Source organism: Streptomyces sichuanensis (assembly GCF_020328095.1).
Lineage (GTDB): Bacteria > Actinomycetota > Actinomycetes > Streptomycetales > Streptomycetaceae > Streptomyces > Streptomyces cinnamoneus.
This window is the reverse complement of the sequence record NZ_JAIXMK010000282.1, coordinates 1-542: the sequence shown is the minus strand read 5'-3', so window position 1 is coordinate 542 and position 542 is coordinate 1. Positions and strand designations below refer to the sequence as shown.

The window sequence follows — 542 nt, the reverse complement described above, 5'->3', positions numbered from 1 at the left end:
GACGCCCCGGGCAGCTCGTCCGTCAGCGCGCCCACCGCATGCCGGACCCACGGTTCGTCGTCCGCAGCGTCCTCCAGCCGCGAGTGAACGGTCAGGGCTCGCCTGCCCGGTTCCTCTTCGGCCCCGACCCACACCTGCACGGCGACACCGCCGTGCTCCGGGACGATCAGCGGCGCTTCCAGGGTCAGGTCGTCGATCCGTGCACAACCGGCCTCCTCGCCCGCGCACACCGCCAGCTCCACGAGCGCGGTCCCCGGCAGCAGCACGCTGCCCATGACCATGTGGTCGGCGAGCCAGGGGTGGGTCGTGAGCGAGAGCCGCCCGGTGACGAGGAATCCGCCGCTGCCCGGCAGCGCGACCGTCGCACCCGCCAGCGGATGCACGGCCGCCCCCAGCCCGAGCCCGGTGGCGGCAGCACCGCCGACCGGTTCCTCGGGCACATCCAGCCAGTACCGCTCGTGCTGGAAGGCGTAGGTGGGCAGGTCGACCGTGCGTGCGCCGGAGAAGAGTCCCTGCCAGTCCGGAGTGGTGCCGTGGACGTG

At 73.4% G+C, this 542-nt stretch carries 1 protein-coding gene; it reads right to left on the bottom strand.

Features of this window, described 5'->3' with window-relative positions:
- Window positions 1–542: polyketide synthase dehydratase domain-containing protein (locus LE181_RS31965; protein ID WP_225665113.1), on the bottom strand; the 542-nt coding region annotated here is incomplete at both ends.